Below are 19958 nucleotides of genomic sequence, written 5' to 3' on the forward strand. Positions count from 1 at the left end.
ATTGTGTCTGAGCAGCCTGAGTCCGAGAACAGCCCGCGTCCCGCAACCGGTCCCGCCCAGCCCGCGGCGCGGCGCGGAAGCCGGATGTTCGCCCCCGGCGAGGGGCCCCTGCCCGATCCCGCCGGGTCGCACCACGAGCGGCGCATCCGGAGCTTCCAGCCGCGTCGCAGCCGGGTGACCGCCGGGCAGGCCGAGGCGATGCTGAAGCGGTGGCCCGACTGGGGGCTCGACATCGACGGCCGGCGGGTCCTGGACCTGGACGAGATGTTCGGCGGCCTGCCGGTCGTCCTGGAGATCGGGTTCGGGATGGGCGAGGCGACCGCGCGGATGGCGGCGGCCGACCCCGGCACCGGCATCCTCGCCGTGGACGTGCACACCCCCGGCCAGGGCAATCTGCTCGGGCTCGCCGACCGCAACGGTCTCACCAACGTCCGGGTCGCCAACGGCGACGCGATCATCCTGCTGCGCGAGATGCTCGCCGCCGACTCCCTCGACGGCTGCCGGGTCTACTTCCCCGACCCGTGGCCCAAGGCCCGCCACCACAAGCGGCGCCTGATCCAGCCGGAGTTCCTGAGCCTCCTCGCGACCCGGCTCAAGCCCGGCGGCGTGCTGCACTGCGCCACCGACTGGGAGCCGTACGCCGAGCAGATGCTGGACGTGCTCTCCGCGCACCCCGACTTCGAGAACACGCAGGCCGACGGCGGTTACGCGCCCCGTCCCGACTTCCGGCCCCTCACCCGCTTCGAGGGCCAGGGACTCGACAAGGGACACGTCGTGCACGACCTCCTCTTCCGGAGGAAGTGACCCGGGAAGGACGCCGGGCCGGCGGACGGGCCGGGGTCGTACCGGGGAACGGACCGGGGTCGTACCGGGGAACGGACCGGGGACGGGCCGGGGGCGGACCTGACAACTCCTTCGCCCTCTGTCCGTGCCGGTCGTTAGGGTCGCTCACGTGTCGAACCCCGTCCCCGCCGAAACCGGAACCGAAGCCGGCGCCGCGCCCGGAACCGGAGCCTCTCCCGTCCCCCACCGGGGCACCGGGGACCCGGCCTTCCCCGGCGCCGCCGACCGTTCCCAGTGGCGCTACCGCCCCCACCGGGCCTTCTGGCGCAGCCGCATGGTCCGGGCGGTCGCCCTGGTCGCCGTCCTCCTGGTCTGCGCGCTGGCCATCCTGGCGCTGGTCCGCGAGCAGACGGGGACGCGGGGCTTCCTCGTCGGCCTGGCCCTCGCCGTGCTTCCCGTACCGCTCCTCGCGGCGGCGTTCCGCTGGCTCGACCGGGTCGAGCCCCTCCCCTGGAAGAACCTGCTCTTCGCGTTCGCCTGGGGCGCCTTCGCCGCCGCCCTCGCCGCGATCCTGGCGAACTCCTTCGCGGTCCGCTGGATCGCCGCGACCACCGCCGACCCGGACTCGGCGCACAGCCTCGGCGCCACGGTCGTCGCGCCCGTGGTGGAGGAGAGCGCGAAGGCCGCCGCGGTCCTGCTGCTCTTCCTCTTCCGCCGCCGGAACTTCCACGGTCTCGTCGACGGCGTGGTGATCGCCGGCTTCACCGCGACCGGCTTCGCCTTCACCGAGAACATCCTCTACCTCGGCAACGCCTTCGGGGAGGACCAGGAGTTCGGCACCCCCGGCATCGGCGCCATGACCGTCGGCACCTTCTTCGCACGGGCCGTGATGTCGCCGTTCGCGCACCCGCTGTTCACCGTGTTCACCGGCCTCGGTTTCGGATTCGCCGCGCTCGCCCCGCGCGGCAGGCGGCTCCGCCGCGTCCTGCTGCCCCTGGCCGGGCTGCTGCTCGCCATGGGCATGCACGCCGCCTGGAACGGCTCGGTCACCTTCGGAGGCCCCCTGGCCTTCCTCGCGGTCTACGGAGCGTTCATGATGCCCGCCTTCGGGCTGCTGACCTGGCTCGCGGTGTGGAGCAGGCAGCGGGAGCTGCGGACGATAGCCGGGGAGCTGCCGGCGTACGCGGCGGCCGGCTGGCTCTCCCCCGCCGAGCCGCTCGCGCTCTCCTCGATGCGGGCCCGCCGGGCGGCCCGTGCCGTCGCCGCCCGGACGTACGGCGAGCGGGCCGCCCGGGCCGTCGGCGAGTACGAGTCCTTCGCGACGACCCTCGCGTTCCTGCGCGACCGGGCCCGGCGCGGCACGGCCGGGCCCGACTTCGCGGCCCGCGAGCGGGAACTGCTGCACCACCTGTGGCAGCGCCGCGCGATCGCCTCGCCCGCGCTGACGTACGCGGCCCGGGCGACGGGACGGGTGTGGGCGCCGCCGCAGTACCTGGACTACGGCGACTACAACCCGTACCGGAGGTAGTCCGCCGGGAACTCCGGGCCCGACGGGGCCCGGGTCCCCGGGCCCCCGGGTCCTCAGACCGTGAGGCCCTTCGAGCGCAGCCACGCGCCCGGGTCGACGCCGTCGCCACCGCCGGGGTGCACCTCCAGGTGGAGGTGGGCGCCGGAGACGTTGCCGGTGGCGCCGACGCGGCCGATGGTCTCGCCGGTGGACACGGTCTGACCCGCGCCGACCGTCATGGACGAGAGGTGGCAGTACCAGACCTCGGTGCCGTCCTCCAGCTCCAGGACGATCCGGTAGCCGTAGGAACCGGACCAGGCGGCCGACTTCACCGTGGCGCCGTGCACCGCCTTGAGCGGGGTGCCGGCGGAGGCCGCGAAGTCGAGGCCCGTGTGGTGGCCGGAGGACCACATCGAACCGGACTGCATGTAGGTGGCGGTGATGGAGTACGAGGAGAGGGGGAGCGAGTAGCTCGCGGCGAGTTCGGCGAGGCGCTCGGCCTCGGCCTTCGCCCTGGCGGCGGCCTCCGCCTTCGCCTTGGCCTCCGCCTCGGCCTTCGCCCGCGCCTCGGCGGCCTCCTTCTCCGCCGCGTCCGCCTTGGCCTTCGCCTCCGCCGCGGCCTTCTCGGCCGCCGCCTTCTCCGCCGCGGCCCTCTCGGCCGCGTCGGCGGACGCCTGCTGCTGCTCGGCCTGCTGGAGGATGCGGGTGCGCAGGGCCTCACCCGCGTCGGTGGCGCTCGGGACGTCGGCCTTCAGGGAGGCCCGCGTGACCTGCCCGGCCCCGCCGGTCCGCCCGTCGGCACCGGTGGTGTACGCGGTGGAGGTCAGCGGGTTCGGGTTGACGCGGTCCTCGGCGACCGCCTCCCGCTCCTCCTCGGACAGGAGGGAGCCGATGCCGGGCAGGTCGTGGGCGTCCGGCAGGTCGAGGTCCGGGAGGTCCGGGAGCGAGATGGCCACCGGGGGCTTGTCCTGCGCGGTGGCGAGGCCGCCCGCGCCGACGGCCGCGATGACGCCGACGCCGAGGACGGTGGAGGAACGGGCGAAGTGGGAGCGCTGTTTGACGACCCGGTGCCGGCCGGAACGGCTCCGGTCGCGGAGGGAATCCTCGGTGGGGTTCCACTCGGTGTCAGGGGCGGAGGGAGCCGCACCACCACCGAAGGCGTCGAAGGGGGCTTCGGGGGCAGGGGGGTTGGACGCCACGGAGGCGCACTCCTTTCCTTCCTTCTCGCCTACCGGGTTAGCTGACGGGTTCGGAGCAGGAAGGTCTCCTACGGGCGCGCCGCACGGGTGCGACGGGCTCGATTCACCCCAAATGGTGGTTCCCCGGTTCCCTTGCGGGATTCGGCGCACGCGCACGGTGCCGTCTCTTGCGACGGCGGGGACGACCGCGCTGCGTTATCGAACGTTAATAGACAGGGGGTCCCGTTTCCAAGCCGTTCCCCTTGATCGTTCATTGAATTGGCAGGAACTGCCCCGACTTGACCCCCCTTTATCACGGCGCGACGCGAGACCCCCAAACCCTTCGCGATCTGACGTTTTGTCAATCGTTATCCCAGGGACACCTCTCGACTACGGATGGTGACCGTCCCGGTGCAGCACCTGCATCGTCCGTCGCCGCTCCCGCCGCCCCTCCTCGGGCCGGCTCAGCGCGAGCAGGGCCATGTCATCCGTCGCCCCGCCGCCCGTGTGGAGGCGTACGTCGTCCACGAGCGCGTCGAGGAGTTCCTCGGGCCCCGGGAAGATCCGTCCGGCCAGCCGTGCCACCGGGTCGTAGAAGGCCCCGGCCGCGTTCCGCGCCTCCGAGAGGCCGTCGGTGTAGAAGAGCAGCGTCGTGCCCGGCGGGTAGGGGCGCGCCTCGGCCCGGTCCGGCCACGACGCCAGGTCCCCCATGCCGAGCGGCAGCGCCGGCCGGCCCGGTTCCACCGGTTCGACCCGGCCGTCCCCGTGCAGCACCAGCGGGGGCGGGTGCCCCCGGTTGACGACCCGTACGAAACCGTCGAAGGCTCCGTTGCCGTCGGCGCGCGGAATCTCGGCGAGGACGGCGGTGGTGAATCCCTCGAAGGCGTCCAGGCCCTCCCGCCGGGTGCCCTCCCGGGTCAGCGCCCGTTCGAGCCGCTGCGCCACGTCCTCCAGGGACCGCTCCTGCTCGGCCGCCTCCCGGAAGGCCCCGATGACGACGGCGACGGCCTCGACCGCCTCCATCCCCTTGCCCCGCACGTCCCCGACCACCAGCCGCACCCCGTAGGGGGTGTCCTGTACGGCGAAGAGGTCGCCACCGACGAACGCGTCCGCCTGCGCCGCCTCGTAGCGGGCGGCGCACCAGAGCCCGCCGATCCGCTCGGGGGGCGTCGGCAGCACCGCCTTCTGCGCGTTCTCCGCGATGACCCGGGCCGACGCGAGCCGTTCGCCGCTGCGGCGCACCACCCGGTTGATGAAGAGGGCGAGCCCGGAGACGGTGAACACGGTCAGGGTCTCGGCGACGGCCGGGGCACGGGTCACGTCGTCGTTGCCGAGGTAGAGCCCGACCGAGGCCAGGACGGCGGTAATCCCGGTGAGAAGGGTCGTGAGCAGGGAGAAGAAGGGTGCGGCGACCAGCGGGGCGGCGGCGAGCATCGGGGAGGCGGTGTACGGGGCGGGGGTCGCCAGGTCGAAGGCGATACCGCCCGCGATGATCAGCGGCGGCAGCAGGCGGATGAACCACCGGGCACCGCCGTACGCGGGTACGCCCCCGCCGGCCCGCCGGGAACGACCGGGCGCGGCGCTCCCTCCGGCGCCCCGCCGGGTACGGCCCTCGGCGTCCCGCCGCCCGCGGTCCGCCGATCCTAGGGGGTGCCCCACCTGAACTCTCCTGCCCGGTCCGACCGCCCGCGGCCCCGCACCGCGCCCTCCCAGGGTGGCCGCCACGCCGGGGAACGGCGACTCCCGTACGGCCGAGTGGCGTACCGGGACACTGGCATGGGAAGCGGGGTACGGGATCGGCCGGGGGTCCGGGGGCGACCCGTACGGGCCGTCCGGTACGGGCCGTCCGGCCAGAACTACATGTTCCGTTCGGCGTAGATCTCCATCGCGTCCCGGACGAGCACGGCGGTGCCCTCGCCGTGCTTGTCGTAGTTCTCCGCGAAACGGGGGTCGTCGACGTACATCCGGCCGAGGCCGATCACGTACTCCCTGGTCGGCGTCGTCGTGGCCGACAGCCAGGCGATCTGGCGCCGCACGACGGCCTGCACCTCGTCGCTGCCGGCCGCCAGGCCCTCCCGCGCCGCCTTCCCGAAGTCGCGGGCGATGGCGGCCTGCTCGTCCATGAACGCCCGCTTCCCCTCGGCGTCGAGCGAGCGCCACCAGCGGTCGCCGCTCTCGTACGCCTCCCGGCCCCAGCGCCGGGTGACCTCCTCCTCGTACCGCGTGTGATCGAAACCGTCGAACACTTCTTCGGCCATGAGCTCTTCTCCGTTCTCGGTCTTGCGGAGGGTGGTCCGCACCGACGCGATCTGCCGGGCGAGGCGCTCGCGCTCCTGCTCCAGAAGGGCGAGGTGGGCGCGCAGGGCGGCGGACGTGTCCCGCTGTCCCTCGAGGACCTCGGCGATGGCGGGCAGCGAGAGCCCCAGCTCGCGCAGCAGCAGAATCCGCTGCAGCCGCACGAGCGCCGCCTGGTCGTAGTACCGGTAACCGTTCGCGCCGATCCGGCTCGGTTCCAGCAGCCCGCACTCTCCGTAGTACCTGAGGGTGCGGCTGGTGGTGCCGGCCTTCTTGGCGATCTCCTGGATCGACCACTCCATGCCGAGAACGCTAGATCTTGACGCAACGTCAAGGTCAAGCGGAAGCGGAACGCGCGACCGCGTGCCGACACGACGAAGGCCCGAATCCTCAAGGATTCGGGCCTTCGTTGCTACTGAGTAGCGGGGACAGGATTTGAACCTGCGACCTCTGGGTTATGAGCCCAGCGAGCTACCGAGCTGCTCCACCCCGCGTCGGTAAACACGACTCTACGGCATGACCGGGGCAATCATGAAATCGGTTGTCGCCGGGGCGCCCGGCCGCCCCCATCGGCAGCCGCGGTCGCCGGTGCCGGCAGGTGCCGTCAGATGCCGACTGGTGTCGCCAGAAGGCTCGCGGGTCTCGCTCCGTACGCATCGGAGCACGTGACGACCACCGCGAAACCAGGGCCGGCGGGGTGCGGAGGACGGGGTTGACCCGGCCCCTCGCCGTCGTCATGGTGATCATCCGGGGAACGGAGAGCACCCTCCCGCTCCCCGGAACCACGGCGTTCGGGACCCGTGGCCGGGGAATCCCGCCGGTTCCCGCCGATCGCCGGGGATCTCACGCACCGGGATCGCGCGTACCGGAACCCGCGGCCCGTCCCGCCGCCGACGAGCGGGGTCCGGCCCGTCGTACGGCACGACGGGAGACGAAGGGGGAGACCGACCGTGGAGGACAACGACCTTCTGGCCCGGCGCTTCGAGGAGGAACGCGGCCGGCTGCGGGCGGTGGCGTACCGCGTACTGGGTTCCGTGAGCGAGGCCGAGGACGCCGTCCAGGACGCCTGGATCAAGCTCAGCCGCACCGACGTCGGCGAGGTGGAGAACCTGAGCGGCTGGCTGACCACGGTCGTCGGCCGCGTCTGCCTGGACATGCTGCGCTCACGCCGCTCGCGCCGCGAGACCCCGTGGGAGCACCACGTCCCCGACCCCGTGGTCCGGGTCGTCGACGCCCCCGGCGCCACCGCCACCACCACCGCCGTCGATCCCGCGCACGCGGCCGAACTCGCCGACTCCGTCGGCCTCGCCCTCCTGGTCGTCCTGGAGGCCCTGTCCCCGGCCGAACGGGTCGCGTTCGTCCTGCACGACATGTTCGCCGTCTCCTTCGACGAGATAGCGGAGGTCGTGAGCCGCACCCCGGCCGCCACCCGTCAGCTCGCCAGCCGCGCCCGTCGGCGGGTGCGGGACGCCTCCCCGGCCCCGGCCCCGGACGCACGGCGGCAACGGAAGATCGCGGACGCCTTCCTCGCCGCCGCGCACGGCGGCGACTTCGAGGGCCTGCTCGCGGTCCTCGACCCGGACGTGGTGCTGCGCGCGGACGGCGGCCGGGTCCTCGCGGGCGTCTCCAAGGTGGTGCGGGGCGCCGGGGCCGTCGTCGCGCAGGCCGTCATGTACGCGAGGTTCCGGCAGGCGGTGCTGCCCCTGGTGGCCAACGGCGCACCGGCGTTCCTGTCGGTGGCCGACGGGCGCCCGAGCGCGCTCATGGCGTTCACGATCGCCGGCGACCGGATCGTCGAACTCCAGATCCTGGCCGACCCGGAACGCCTCACGGCCCTCGGCCTCACGAAGGAGGAACTGGCGCGAGCGAGGTAGGGGGCCTTCCGCCGCGGGGCCGGGGGTTCCGGCTCGGCGGCCGACGCCCGAACCGCCCGTCCGGCAGCCGTCACGCCCCGAGGGCCGCCCGCAGGTCCGCCCGGCGGCGGACCAGGGAGGCGCCGGCCGTCAGGGAGACGGCGGCGCTGGCGACGCCGAGGACGGCGCCCGCCGCCACGTCGCCCGGGTAGTGCACGCCGGTGTGGACCCGGGAGTACCCCACCGTCGCCGCCAGGACGCCGAGGGGCACGGCGGCGGCGGGCAGCACCACCCCCGTGGCGGTGGCGAAGGCGACCGCCGACGCGGTGTGCCCCGAGGGGAACGAGGCCGAGTCGGGCATGGGGACGTGTCGGCCCGCCACCACCCGGGCCGCCTCGCGGTCCGGTCGCGACCTGCGGACGAGCCGTTTGCCCAGCAGGTTCGCCGTGGCCGAGGCCACCGCGACCGCACCGATCCCGGCGAGCGCGGCCCGGCGCGGACGGCCCGGGAAGAGGGCGAGCGCCGCCGCGATGGCGAGCGAGATCTTGGAGTGGTCGGCCGCCGTGGAGAGCCGGCGGAGGGCCGTGTCGAGGGTGGGCGTGGGCGTGGCGGCCACGGCGGCGTACACGGCACCGTCGACGGCCCGGAGGTCGCGCAGGATGTCCTGGGCGGTCCCGGCGGCCGTGTGGCCGGTACCGGCGTTCGGACGGGCGGTCCCGGTGGTCGTGTCGTCGGTCATGCGCCGCTCCTCGGGGGCTCGGTGGTCGGGGAGTGTGGTCGGAGATCGGGTGCCGGTGGGCCCGGTGCCGGGGATCAGTGGACGGAAGAGCGGTGGAAGGCCAGCTCGGTGATGCGTCGCCAGTCCAGAGGCGGTTTCGGGGGTGTGGTGCCCGGCCGGTCGCGGGGAACGAGCACCCGCAGGGCGCGCGGGCGGAGGGTGCAGACGACCGGGGCGGGCAGGGTCAGGGCCTCGCCGTCGACCGCGACGGAGAGAGGGCCGTCGCCGCTGTCGCAGGTGACCTCGACCCTGCGGGCCGTCAGGACGTTCAGGCCGGCCGCCTGGGTCCCCCGTACCGCCAGCTCGGCGGCCTGCACCGCGCCCTCCACCCGGATGCCGATCACACCGAGTTCGCCCCCGTCGAGCCGGGGTCTGCGGGCGGGGGCGGTGCTGAGCGGATCGGGTGTGGCGTACGGATTGTTGCTGACCAGGAGCGCCTGCTGCGCGTCGAGCGGGGTGCCGTCGACGGTCGCGTCGACGCGGTCGCCCTCACCTCCCTGGAGCAGGTCGGGAAGGGCGTCCAGAGCGGTGCCGGCCTTCGCGTCGCGGTACTCGGGGTGCTGGACGACGTCCGCGTACACCCCGAAGGAGACGGTGTTGACGAAGGGCCGGCCGGCGACCGTACCGAGATCGACCCGCAGTTCCTCGCCGTCGGTCAGCGCGTTCAGGCAGGTCGAGGGGTCGGCGCGGTCGAGACCGAGGTCCAGGGCGAAGTGGTTGCGGGTGCCCGCGGAGACGACGAGGAACGGCAGGTCGTGCTCGGCGGCCACGGCGGCGACGAGCGCCTGTGTGCCGTCGCCGCCGGCCACGCCCAGGAGGTCGGCGCCCTCGGCCACGGCCCGCCGGGCGAGTTCGGCGACGTCGGTGTCCTCGGACGGGTCGAGAAGGATCACCCGGGCGCCCCGCTCCTCGGCGCGCTCGACGAGTCCGAAGCGCTCGACCTTCCCGCCCCCGGACTTCGGGTTCATGATCAGGACGGGCTTCGCGGGCCGGGCCGCCGGCGCGCCCCGCATCGGCCGGGTCCCGTCCACCCCCGGACGGCGCAGGGCGGACCGGGCGCAGGACAGGGCCGCGCCCCAGAGGGCGAGGGCCACGAGGGCGTTCACCCAGACGCCCCCCACGACGTACAGCGTGAGGACCGTGACGGGCGCGGCCACCGCGAGCAGCGCGCCGAGCAGCCGCAGCGGTCCCCGATGGGCCAGGAACCACCAGACGCCCACGGCCGACAGGGCGAGGCCCGCCAGTCCGGCCACCAGGATCAGCACTCCGCCGCCGCCCAGCGCCGTCAGCAGGACCACGACCGCCGCCAGCGCCGCGAGCAGCGCGCAGCGCGCCAGCCAGCGGGCCGCTCCCACCGGATCACCGGAACCGCTCACCGTCACCGACCCCACCTCCGCATTCCGTTCCCACCTTTCCCCACGCCCTTCCGGCCCGCGCTCCGACCAGGCCGTTCGGGGGCGGGGGTCCACGGGAAAAGGCTCTCCCGGGAGTGATGACCTCCCGGTGGCCGGGCCGTCTCTCCTTCCGTACCCCGCGGCCTGCCTACCCCACGCAGCGGAAACCACCCGGAAAACCCTGAAACCCCGCGGCGCGGAACCCTGAGTCCGGGGAGACGAAACCCCGGGAGATCCCCGAGGCCGCCGGAGAAGGCGGCTCCGTCCGCCCCGCCACCGGCGGGTCCGTCCGCCCCGGCGGCACCGTCCGGTTTCCGGCCCCGTCCCGGACGCCGGAAAGGGCGGCGGGTGCCGTTCTCGTCCGGGAGCCCGCCCCGTACACGCGCGAACGGCCCCCGTACGCGCGCGCGTACCCACACGAGGGGGTGGTTCAGACGGAGACCCGCGGGTGGGCCGGGTCGAGGTGGTGGACGGTGACCGCGTCGGAGTGTTCTGCGAGCAGGTCCCGCAGTTCGGCGGCGGCGGTCTCGACGAGGTGCCCGTCGCGGGCGGCGTGGAGGGTTTCGAGGATGAAGGCGACGTGGGTGGAGTCCTCGGTGACGCGGGTGCGGTGGGCGTCGCGGTGGTTCCAGTGGCGGGTCAGCACGCCGTCGTCGTCGGTGTAGACGATCTCGCCGGGCCCGGGGGTCTCCGTGACGTCGGGCTCGCCGAGCGGGGTGAAGCTCTCGGTGCCTTCGGCGCGGCGGATCTCGACGTCACCGGCGACGTGGCCGAGGTCGAAGGCCCCGGCGGGCAGTCCGTGCCGGACGGAGACGGCGTTGTAGGAGTCGACGGCCGGGTTGATCCGGGGCAGGGTGCCCTTCTTCGTGAGGCGGCGGCCGAGGGCGTCGACGCTGGGCCGGACGCGGCGGGGGTTGGTGCCGAAGGAGCGGTAGGCGGTGTGCCACGCCTCGACGCGCGGGTCGGTCTCGTCGGCGGGCTGCCAGGTGCCGTCGGCGAGCTGTCGTTCCAGGTCTTCCAGGGCGACGGCGGTGGCGGGCCACGGTTCGCGGCCGCGCAGGCCGGTGGCGGTGACGACGGCGGCGAGGGTGCCGGGGAAGGCTTCGGCGACGGCGGGGGTGAGGTGGAAGACGGTCATCGGAAGGGTCCGTTCCGGGAGGTGGGCGGGGCAGCGGGCCGGGCGGCGGGCTGGCGGTGCGGCGGGGCGGCGGGGCGGCGGGGCGGCGGGGCGGCGGGGTCAGGCTTTCCAGGGGCCGACGCGGTCCAGGCGGCGCAGTTGCTGGGCCGCGGCGTCCGCGTCGGGGCCGGTGCCGCGTTCGGTGAGCCGGCGGGCGGTGTCGGCGCGCTGCCCGACCGGCTTGTGGTCGTCGTACTTGAACTTCGCCCGTACCTCGGTGACGTCCAGGCGCAGGCCGCGGATGCCGGACAACATCCGCCCGTAGGGGGGCCGGCCGGCCTCGACGGGGGCGTGGTCGCCCTCGGGCTGGAAGTGGGCCATCTGGCGGCGCAGCAGTTCGGCCTTGGCCTCGGGGTCGTCGACGATCGTGGCCCGGCAGGTGAACTGGACGGCCGCGTAGTAGCTGGTGGGGACGCCGTCGGTGGCCGGGGTGCCGGGCGCTGCGCGCCAGGGCCCGGGGACGAAGGCGTAGTCGCCGATGACGGTGAAGGTGACGTCGGGGGCGGCCTCGATCGCCTTCCAGACGGGGTTCGGCCGGGCGAGGTGGATCAGCAGACCGGTGCCCTCGACGGTGAAGTGGGTGGGCACGACGACGGGCGCGCCTCCGGACGGGCCGTTGACGCCGAGGACGCCGAAGTCGTGGCCGTCGGCGATCCACGCCTGCCACTCGGCGTCGTCCAGGGCGGCGTCCCAGGGCTGGATGAACATGCGGAGGTCCTTCCGGGGCGGTACGGGGTCAGGCGAGGGCGAGGAGGCTGACGGCGACGGCGGCGGCGCCCAGGCCGACCAGCTGGCCCCGGTGGACCCGTTCGGCGAGGACGCCGCGGGCGAGCAGGACGGTGCCGGCCGGGTACAGGGCGGTGATCACGGCGACGACGGCCAGGTCGCCGCCGCGGGCGGCGAGCAGGAAGAGCAGGTTGGCCACCGAGTCCAGCACTCCCGCCGTCGCCGACAGGGCGTACGCGGGCTTCTCGGAACCGAGCCTGCGGTACATCAGGCCGGCCGCGGCCAGGGTGACCGCGGAGGAGACGGCGCGGCCGACGATCAGCGGCCCGACGCCGCTGTCGGACGGCGCCTGGTGCAGGAAGACCAGCTGCAGGGCGATGGCGGCCCCGGCGCCGAGGGCCAGCAGCAGCGCGGTGCGCGACGGACGGACCGACTTCGCCCCGTGCCCGGCGCTGACCAGCACCACCGCCGCCAGCGCCAGCGGCAGGCCGATCAGCCCGGCCGGCCCCAGGTGTTCGCCCTGCAGCAGCCCGACGCCGACCGGCAGCACCGCCGAGACCAGCGCGGTGACGGGGGAGAGGACGTTCATGGGGCCGATCGCGAGCGTGCGGTAGAGCAGGGCGAACGCCGCGGCGGAGGCGACGCCGGACGCGGCGCCCCACCCGAGGGTGGCCGGGTCGAACGAGGCACCGAGGAAGGGCCACAGCAGCAGTTCCACGGTGAGCGAGGCCGGAGCGGCGATCATCACGGTGCGCAGGACGTGGGCCCTGCGGGCGCCGAGACCGCCGAGGAAGTCGGCGCATCCGTAGGCCAGGGAGCTGCCCAGGGCCAGCAGCAGAGCGATCACGGGTACATCCCTTACTATCAATGGAACGACCACACCGTACAACGCATCGACCGGGTCTCGTCAACCGAACGACCGAGTGGTGCAATGCGCTGATCCACCGCCTGGAGGGACGAAGCGATGACCGAGACCGAGGCCGCCCTGCGGACGCTCGCGCACAACGTCAGGGCCGCCCGCCACCGGGCCGGGCTGTCCCTGGACGAACTCGGCCGCCGCGCCAAGGTCAGCAAGGGCGCCCTGGTCGGACTGGAGAAGGCCCAGGGCAACCCGAACTTCGCCACCCTGGTCCGCCTCGCCGACACCCTCGGCGTCTCCGTCTCCACCCTGATGGAGGGCCGGTCCGAGGAACGCGTCCGGGTGGTGGGCGCCGAATCCGTCATGCCCCTGTGGAAGGGCGAGCACGGCAGCGAGGCCCGGCTCATGCTGACCACCGGCGGACCGGCGGCCACCGAGGTCTGGCGCTGGAAGCTGGAACCCGGCGAGGAGTACCCCAGCCATCCCCACCAGACGGGCGTGACCGAGACCGTCAGCGTCACCGCCGGACGGATGGTGCTCGTGGTCGACGGCACGGAACACCCGGTCGAGGCCGGCCAGACGGCCGCCTTCGACGGCGACACCTCCCACACCTACCGCGGCGCGGGAACCGGGACCTGCCACCTGATCATGACCGTCCACCTGCCGCCCGGGCCCGCCTAGGAAGTGCCGGGCGCGCACACCGGACAACACGAAGCGCCCCGACCGGCAGGAACCGGGCGGGGCGCTGAGCACCGGGTCGGGAAAGGCTTCCTGACCCGGTGACGGGTAGGCCGTGTGGGACTCGAACCCACAACCAACGGATTAAAAGTCCGCTGCTCTGACCAATTGAGCTAACGGCCCGTGGACAAGCACACCCGTGCAGCATAGCCCGAGTGATCCCCGGAGCCGATCGGGTATCCGACACCGGTCGCGCCGCGCGCCCCTCCGCGCGACGCCCCCGGCCCTCCCGGACACCGTCCCGGGGCCCGATCGCACGGACCGGGCCCCGGAGGCGGGTCAGAAGAGGGACGTGAAGGTGTTCCAGCCGCCGGTGCCGATGAGGACGCGGCCCCCGTAGGGGGTGGCGGCGGAGCCGGTGGAGTAGTAGGCGTAGAGCTTGCCCGTGGTGTCGCGGGCGACCAGGTCCGCGCGGCCGTCGCCGTTCAGGTCGCCGGTCCCGGCCAGAGCCGAGTAGACGCCCCAGCCGCCACCGACCTGCGTCCGGGCCGTCACGCCGCCGGCCGCCGTGCCGTGGTACTGCCACAGCACGCCCGAGGCGTCCACGCCGAGCAGGTCGCCCCGCCCGTCGCCGTTCAGGTCACCGGCGCCCACCAGCTTCGCGTACAGCTTCCAGTTGGTCCCGATCCGCACGCGGGCCTTCAACCGGTGGTCGGCCGTGCCCCCGTAGAAGTACACGTCCCCCGTCGACGCCTGACGCGCCAGCAGGTCCGTGCGTCCGTCGCCGTCCAGGTCTCCCGGCGAGGTCAGGACGTCGTACTGCCCCCAGCCCACGCCGATCTCCGTGTACGGCGAGGAGGCGGAGACGACCTTGCCGCAACCCGGCCGGTACGCCCGCAGCCGGTCGCCCACCCGGGCGAGCACGTCCGCGCACCTGTCGTCGTCCACGTCGTCGTACGGCACCAGGACGGTCGTGGCGGGGAACGCGGTGCCCGTGCCGGCGATCCGCGCCGACAGGCCGCCGGTCCCGTTGCCCCGGTACATCGACACCAGGCCCGCCGCGTCCGACACCAGCAGGTCGCCGAAGCCGTCGTTCCCGGCCAGGTCCCGCCACGCGGGCGCACCACCGGTGGCCGTGATCGTTCCCGAGGCCGTCAGGTCCCGGCCCTGGCCGTCCGCCGCGCCCGCCGTCAGTTCCCAGACGTACGTGCCGTTGGCCACGGTCCTGCCCGCCGCCGTCCGTCCGTCCCAGGCCACGTCAATCCGGTTCCGGGTCTCGTCGGCCCCGAACTCGCGGACCGTCGCGCCGCTGTACCGCTCGCGGATCGTGAGCCGCCAGATCGCCGCCGGCCTGGAGAGCGTCCAGGACGCCTTCCAGCCGTCCTGCGGACGCATCGCCGCCGGCGCGCTCGCCGAGGCGGCGGTGAGGGCGGAGGTGGGCACGCCCGGCCACACCACGTGGGTGAGGTGGTCGGGGTCCTTGTACGCGACGCCGCCGCCGAAGCGGTCCACCGTCCAGGACGTGCGGCGGCTGTCGCCCGACACGACCTGGGAGGAGCCGGGGAGCGGGCGGGCCGGGGCCGCCGTGCCCGTGTGGAAGTCGACGAGGTCGAGGTTGGACCCGTACGAGGTGCTCTGCTGCACGAGGTAGCCGTCGCCGAGCAGGGGACCCGAGAGGGGGCCCTTGTCCAGCTTGATCGGCACGCCCGTGTTCAGGTCGACCACGCCCTGCTGGAGGAACTGGGAGCAGGCCCAGTACAGCCAGTGGCCGGTCACCTGGAGTTCCGTCGCCCGGCATTCGGCGCCGGTGGCGACCTTGGCGAGCGCCTTGCCGGTGGCCAGGTCGGTACGGACGACCTCGCCGGGAACGGCCGTGGCCTCGTACAGGGTGTCGCCCCACAGGGCGGCCGCCGTCTGGGAGGTCCTGGTGACGACGGTGGTCCCGGCGTCCAGGTCGAGGACGAGCGTCGCGCCGGACGTGATCTGGCCGGGGGCGCTCGTACGGCCCTCGTGGAAGACGGCCCAGCGGCCGAAGGCGTCGGCGATCCGGCCCTCGGACTTCCTGGTGGGGATGCGGACCTCCCGGCCGGAGGAGGCGCGGGCGACGACCTCCTTCCGGGCGTCGGCGCCTCCCGCCACGTAGACCGTGCGGCCGTCGCCGGTGGCGAAGAGCGGGGTGGGGTCGTTCCCCAGGTGGCCCCGCTCGGCACCGGCCCACACGGGCTCCGGGGATCCGGTGCGCACGGGGCCGACCGGCAGCGTCCGCCCGTACAGGCCGAGGCCCTTGGAGGTGTTCGTCTCCAGGGTGGAGAGGTGGCCCCCGCCCAGGGCCAGCGAGTCGACGGTGGCCGGCAGCGGTTCGATCCGGCGCAGCTTCTCCAGGACCGGGGCGCCGTCGCCCTTGCCCGGGAGCACCTTGAGGAGCGCCCAGTCGGCGGACGAGGAGCCGCCGACGACGGCCACGCCGCCGCCGGGTATCTGGTTCAGCTCCTCCTCGGCCATGTCCAGGAGGTGCTGCGCGCGCCCGTCGGGGTGCAGCGCGACGAGCTTCCGCCGCAGGACGGAGCCCGTGCCGGAGAAGTCGCCCAGGGCGAGGACCCAGTCGCCCACGAGACCGATGCGCTCGGTGCCCAGGCCCTCGGGGAGCGGGAAGGTCCGCTCGGCGCCGGTCGGGTCGGAGCGGTCCCGCAGGTGCACCGTGCGGTTCCGGTCCACCCAGGCGAGCCGTTCGGGGCTCAGGGTCACGGGCCCGACCGGTTCGAGGGCGTGCGCGACGGGCGTTTGGATCACTGTCGTCCGGCCGGTGCGCAGGTCGACGAGGCCGAGGTCCGAGTAGCCGTAGCCGACCGACTCGGGGAAGCGGGCGAACTGGAACACGGCCGTGGAGGCGTCACCGGCCGTGATCCGCGCCTGGTCCAGGTCGGCCTGCTCGGGCCAGCCCGTGACGGGCGCGCGGGCCCCGTCCGGGTCGTCGGCGCGCGTCAGGTAGTACCCGACCGGCCGGTCCGGGTCCGTCGCGGAGGGGCCCTCCCGGAAGAGCAGCGTCTCGCCGAACAGCCCGATGTAAGCCGCGCCCTGCGGCACCACGAACGGCCGCTCGGTACCGGTCTCCAGGTCGTGCAGGGCGTGAAGGCCGACGCCGGGCCGGACGTACAGGTAGCGCCCGCCGGTGCCCGACTGCGCGAAGGGCAGGGCTCCCTTGTCGTACCCCAGGGAGAAGCTCTTCGCGGGGTCGGCGAAGTCCGTCCACTCCAGTTTCCCGCCGTACGACTGGTGGGGGTCCTCCGTCTCGTGCGCGTAGCCCGTGGGGCCGACCGCGGCGACGGCCACCTGCCGGGGCACGGCCCGCCAGTTGGGCGCGACGTCCATCCGGTCGGCGTCCGTCGCGGTCGCCGCCCGCGCGGTCGTGACGGGATGGAGGGCCGCGCCGGACGCGAGGAGCGCGGTGGCGAGGACGGCGATACGCGCACGGGTGTGTCGCGCGCGTGCGGAACGAGGCAAAGAGGTCCCTCCCCGGGGCAGTGTGATGTGCGTGGTACGTGGTGCGGAGCCGGGTGTCCGCCGGGCCCCCGGCCCGCGCTCCCGCCCCCGTCAACCGGCTGAGCGTATCCGGTCGTACGGAGGTGCGAATCGGGGGGCGGTACGGGAACGGGGGCGGTGGTGCCGCCGGGCCGGAAGCGGGAACGGGAACGGGGACGGGAACGGTACGGAACGGGAGCCGGGGCCGGGTACGGACGGTTCCCGCCCCGCACCCGGCCCCGGGGGCCGGTTCCCGCCCCGGTTCCGGACGTCGATCCCGTCTCGGGACGTCCGTCCCGTCCCCGGTCTTCGCTCCCGGCTCCGGCCGTCCGCCCCGGCCCCGGCCCCGGCCTCGGCCTCGGACGTCAGGACAGCGTCTTGTACACCTGCCAGCCGTCGCCCATCCGCACCCGGCCGGCGAAGGCGCCCGTACCGGTGCCCTCGTACCGCCACAGCACGCCGGCCGCGTCGCGGGCCACCAGGTCCGCCTTGCCGTCGCCGGTGAAGTCGCCGACGCCCGCGAGCGTGTCGTAGACCTGCCAGCTGACGCCGATCTGCACCCGGGCCGACAGCGTTCCCTTGCCCGTGCCGTAGTAGCGCCACAGCACGCCGGCCGTGTCCCGGGCGATCAGGTCGCCGGCCTTGTCCCCGTTCAGGTCGCCGACGCCGACGACCGTGTTGTACACCTGCCAGCTGACGCCGATCCGCACGCGCGGCGCGAACTTGCCCGCGCCGTCGTCCGCGTACAGGTACAGCTCGCCGGCCGGCGTGCGCGCGAGGAGGTCCGTCCGGCCGTCACCCGTCAGGTCGCCCGGCGCGGTGAGGCTGTCGTAGGCGTTCCAGCCGCCGCCGATCACCAGCCGCGCCCCGCTCGGCGCGAACGCCTTGCCGCAGCCGCCGTCGTACCGGGTGAGGAAGCCGGCGGCGTCCCTCACCAGGAGGTCGTTGCAGCGGTCGCCCGACAGGTCCCCGAACGGCACCACCGTGGAGGTCACCGGCCAGCCCGCCGCCGAGGCGCCCGTGCCGAGCGCGCCGGTGTCGGTGCCGGTCCGCACGGTCAGTGTCCCGTCCGGGGCGAGGGCGAGCAGGTCGCCCCTGCCGTCACCGCTGACGTCGCGCCAGGCGGGCAGCGGCTTCGGGGGAACGACGGGGGCGGGCGCGGTGGTCGCCGCGCGCATCTGGTCGAGTTCCCCGGCCGTCTGCTGCCACACGGCGACGGGCCGCCCGGCCGCGTCGGCGGTCACCTGGCCGAGGGCGTACCCCTCGGTGTTGGTGCTCAGCGGCGTCGGAGCGTCGGACCAGGCGCCGTTCACCCGGGAGGACGCCATCACCTTCCGGTTGTCGCCGATGTTCTGCGTCCAGATCGCGTGGACACCGCCGTCCGGGCCGACCGCCAGGTCGAACTGGTCGTCCGGGACGTAACCCGTGGAGAGGGCCTTCACGGGGGACCAGGCCCCGGTCGCGGCGGACCGGGTGACGGTCCGGGCGGCGAACCCGTCGCTTTCCCCGTACGTGACGCTGAGCAGGGTGACGTCGCCCTCGGGTCCGACGACGACCTGCCGCCAGGTTCCGGCTTCGAAGCCTCCGGCCGGCTCCTCGGCGCTCCAGACCGTGCTTCCGGCCGGGCGCTGGGCGAACACCTGGGTCGTCTCCGAGCTGTCGGGGGCGGCCTGGTTCGCCCAGACCAGCACGGCACGCCCGTCCTTGCCGAGCGCGAGGGACGGGACTCTCGCGTGGAGATCCGGCTGGGAGACGGTGACCGGCGTGGTCCAGGCCGTGCCGTCCGCGGGCAGTTCGGCGACCTTCACCTCGCCCTTCAGGGCGCCGTACTGGTCGAAGGCCACGGTCGCGGCGCCCTGCTCCGAGACGACCAGCTCCGCCTGGTACACCAGCTCGATGCCCGGCAGGTCCTCGCTCAGCCGGACCGGGTCCGACCACGCCTGGCCGGGGGCCGGACGGACCGACGTGTACACGGCACTCGTGCGTCCCGCCGACTTCACCCAGACCGCGACCAGCCTGCCGGAGGGGGAGCCGGCGACCTTGATGCCGTGGGAGCCCGGGGCCGGGACGTCGGTCACGGCGGACCAGGTCGTGGCGCCGGCCTCGAGCACGGCCATCCGGAACGTGTCGCCCACCACCCACGCGGTGCCTCCGGACCACGTCGCGACGACGGCGCCGTCCGCGGAAACGGTCAGCCTGGTGTCCTGGGGGTATGTGGGCGTCGTGGCGAGGAGCTGCGGCGTCCCCCAGGCCGTGCTGCCCGCCGGGCGCACCAGGGCCCTCAGCTCGTGCGTCTTGCGGTCGGCGCCTACCCGGTAGGCGAGGGCGACGACCGCACCGTCCTTCGCGGTCACGAGGTCGAGCACGCCCTCGTCCGCCGTACCGTCCGACAGCGCCGTGGACTCCGCCCACGGGTCGGGGGTGGTGAGGGCGGCGGCGCGAACGGCCGGGACGGCGAAGGCGGAGGGGGCGGCGGTCGCCGCGACGCCGACGCCGACGACGGGTATCAGCGCGGCGCCGAGTACGCGGCGAAGGGTGGCCCTCCGGGGCCGAACGTGGTGGTTCACGTCGTCTCCATGCATGAGATGGGCGCACGGAGGGGACGCGGCACCCCGTGCCGCAGTCGGCGACGCTCGGTCGCGTGCCCCGTCCTTGCCGAACCCCCCGTGCAAGTAGGGCGAGGCTAACAGCCCCGGCGGACGGAAGGAAGAGGCTTTCGAACACGTTCAAAGAGACCGGCCCGCCCCGCCCGGAGGGACAGGACCCGTCCCGCGCAAAGGGACAGGGCCCGTCCCGCGCAAAGGGACAGGGCCCGTACGGCACCGGAGTGCCGTACGGGCCCTGTCCCAGGATCCCGCGTGTACCTCTGCGCGAGGTTGCGCGAGGTCAGCCGTTGCGCTTCCAGCGCGGCTTGTCGTCGCGGCGGCCGAAGGAGCCACCGGTCGAACCGGTCGAGCCGGTGCCGCGGTGGTCGTCGCGGCGGCCGTACGGGCGGTCGCCGCCCGAGCGGAAGCCGCCGGCCGGACGGTCGTCACGGCGGTCGCGGTTGAACGGACGGTCGCTGCCCCGGTGACCGCCGGAGGGACGGTCGTCACGGCGCTCGAAGGGACGGCCACCGCGGTCGCCGTCACGGTTGAAACCACCCGAGGGACGGTCGTCACGACGGAAGCCACCGGACGGACGGTCGTTGTCACGACGCTCGAAGGGACGA

General features: G+C 74.3%; 14 protein-coding genes, 2 tRNA genes, 1 pseudogene and 1 riboswitch. Of the genes and pseudogenes, 4 read left to right on the top strand and 13 right to left on the bottom strand.

The features are described 5' to 3' along the window. Positions 1–84 precede the first annotated feature (84 nt). Together trmB and ACFYZY_RS06250 are read left to right on the top strand one after the other, a co-directional pair. A complete protein-coding gene (trmB, locus tag ACFYZY_RS06245; RefSeq protein ID WP_388690606.1) occupies positions 85–804 on the top strand; it encodes a tRNA (guanosine(46)-N7)-methyltransferase TrmB in 720 nt (239 codons plus the stop codon). Between the two features lie 148 nt (positions 805–952). Beyond that, on the top strand, positions 953–2311 hold the full coding sequence (locus tag ACFYZY_RS06250) for a PrsW family intramembrane metalloprotease (protein ID WP_388690020.1): 1359 nt from the start codon (positions 953–955) through the stop codon (positions 2309–2311). Positions 2312–2364: 53 nt separating this feature from the next. Here the strand turns inward: ACFYZY_RS06250 and ACFYZY_RS06255 are convergent, their stop codons facing one another. The 4 genes from ACFYZY_RS06255 to ACFYZY_RS06270 form a co-directional block, all read right to left on the bottom strand. Continuing rightward, positions 2365–3489: a M23 family metallopeptidase gene (locus ACFYZY_RS06255; protein ID WP_388690022.1), complete on the bottom strand. Its 1125-nt coding sequence runs from the start codon at positions 3487–3489 to the stop codon at positions 2365–2367. 11 nt (positions 3490–3500) lie between these two features. After that, a riboswitch (cyclic di-AMP (ydaO/yuaA leader) is annotated at positions 3501–3646 on the bottom strand. Between the two features lie 212 nt (positions 3647–3858). After that, a complete protein-coding gene (locus ACFYZY_RS06260) occupies positions 3859–5127 on the bottom strand; it encodes a PP2C family protein-serine/threonine phosphatase (RefSeq protein WP_388690024.1) in 1269 nt (422 codons plus the stop codon). Between the two features lie 197 nt (positions 5128–5324). Next, entirely contained in the window at positions 5325–6065 is a 741-nt protein-coding gene (locus ACFYZY_RS06265; RefSeq protein ID WP_388690026.1) for a TipAS antibiotic-recognition domain-containing protein, read from the bottom strand. Positions 6066–6183: 118 nt separating this feature from the next. Beyond that, a tRNA-Met gene (locus tag ACFYZY_RS06270) sits at positions 6184–6257 on the bottom strand. 456 nt (positions 6258–6713) lie between these two features. Here ACFYZY_RS06270 and ACFYZY_RS06275 point away from each other — a divergent pair. Further along, positions 6714–7637 (top strand): sigma-70 family RNA polymerase sigma factor, encoded by a 924-nt coding sequence (locus tag ACFYZY_RS06275; RefSeq protein ID WP_388690028.1) that lies wholly within the window; start codon positions 6714–6716, stop codon positions 7635–7637. 70 nt (positions 7638–7707) lie between these two features. On the opposite strand, the gene ACFYZY_RS06280 is transcribed toward ACFYZY_RS06275, so the two are convergent. The 5 genes from ACFYZY_RS06280 to ACFYZY_RS06300 form a co-directional block, all read right to left on the bottom strand. Then, on the bottom strand, positions 7708–8355 hold the full coding sequence (locus tag ACFYZY_RS06280; protein WP_388690029.1) for a phosphatase PAP2 family protein: 648 nt from the start codon (positions 8353–8355) through the stop codon (positions 7708–7710). 74 nt (positions 8356–8429) lie between these two features. After that, entirely contained in the window at positions 8430–9776 is a 1347-nt protein-coding gene (locus ACFYZY_RS06285) for a diacylglycerol/lipid kinase family protein (protein WP_388690031.1), read from the bottom strand. A gap of 442 nt (positions 9777–10218) precedes the next feature. After that, positions 10219–10926, bottom strand: a complete 708-nt coding sequence (locus ACFYZY_RS06290; RefSeq protein WP_388690033.1) for a B3/4 domain-containing protein — start codon at positions 10924–10926, stop codon at positions 10219–10221. Positions 10927–11025: 99 nt separating this feature from the next. Then, entirely contained in the window at positions 11026–11673 is a 648-nt protein-coding gene (locus ACFYZY_RS06295; RefSeq protein ID WP_388690034.1) for an FMN-binding negative transcriptional regulator, read from the bottom strand. Between the two features lie 28 nt (positions 11674–11701). Further along, the gene (locus tag ACFYZY_RS06300; RefSeq protein ID WP_388690035.1) at positions 11702–12538 is read right to left on the bottom strand and encodes an EamA family transporter; all 837 of its coding nucleotides are present in this window, start codon (positions 12536–12538) and stop codon (positions 11702–11704) included. A 117-nt stretch (positions 12539–12655) separates the two neighbouring features. Here ACFYZY_RS06300 and ACFYZY_RS06305 point away from each other — a divergent pair, with 117 nt between their 5' ends. Then, the gene (locus ACFYZY_RS06305) at positions 12656–13231 is read left to right on the top strand and encodes a helix-turn-helix domain-containing protein (protein ID WP_388690036.1); all 576 of its coding nucleotides are present in this window, start codon (positions 12656–12658) and stop codon (positions 13229–13231) included. Between the two features lie 106 nt (positions 13232–13337). Here ACFYZY_RS06305 and ACFYZY_RS06310 read toward each other — a convergent pair. The 4 genes and pseudogenes from ACFYZY_RS06310 to ACFYZY_RS06325 all read right to left on the bottom strand — a co-directional run. Next, positions 13338–13411 (bottom strand) — tRNA-Lys (locus ACFYZY_RS06310). Positions 13412–13567: 156 nt separating this feature from the next. Beyond that, entirely contained in the window at positions 13568–16729 is a 3162-nt protein-coding gene (locus ACFYZY_RS06315; RefSeq protein ID WP_388690038.1) for an FG-GAP-like repeat-containing protein, read from the bottom strand. Positions 16730–17112: 383 nt separating this feature from the next. After that, on the bottom strand, positions 17113–19314 hold the full coding sequence (locus tag ACFYZY_RS06320) for an FG-GAP repeat domain-containing protein (protein ID WP_388690040.1): 2202 nt from the start codon (positions 19312–19314) through the stop codon (positions 17113–17115). 319 nt (positions 19315–19633) lie between these two features. Beyond that, positions 19634–19958, bottom strand: a pseudogene (locus ACFYZY_RS06325) (RNA helicase); the annotation flags it as partial.

The organism is Streptomyces sp. NPDC001744, assembly GCF_042892575.1.
GTDB lineage: Bacteria > Actinomycetota > Actinomycetes > Streptomycetales > Streptomycetaceae > Streptomyces.